Below are 432 nucleotides of genomic sequence, written 5' to 3'. Positions count from 1 at the left end.
AGATAAAACAGATACCCTAAAGATAAATAGTCCTGCAGCTTTGCTCTTATTTGCCACATTCAACACCCTATATCTCTATATTACTGGCGCTTTAGCCCTATCTACTCTTACAATCTCTACTTTCTCCAATAAAACAATCATAAATTTAGAATAGTCCCGATTATGAGCAACGAAAAGATTCAACAAAAATTTGAACAAGCATATCACTCTTTCATCGAAGAGGAAAATTACGAGGAAGCACTAAAACGTGCCGAGATTCTTTGCCTTCTCAATCCCCAATCTGTCGAATTTCATCATAAAGTTGCTTATGCCTATCTGAAGCAATTGAAATGGGAAAAAGCCATTGAGGCTGAAATGAAAACGCTAGAGCTGGATAGTACCTATATTCCTGCTTTGGATTTACTTGCACATGCTTACGGCGCTCTAGATAAC

At 37.5% G+C, this 432-nt stretch carries 1 pseudogene; it reads left to right on the top strand.

The window, feature by feature from the left end:
- Positions 1-162: 162 nt before the first annotated feature.
- Positions 163-432 (top strand): annotated as a pseudogene (locus ACTHS3_RS17040) (tetratricopeptide repeat protein); the annotation flags it as partial.

The sequence above is a fragment of the Neisseria sp. P0009.S007 genome (genome assembly GCF_051962515.1).
This window is presented reverse-complemented; position numbering and strand designations above follow the sequence as displayed.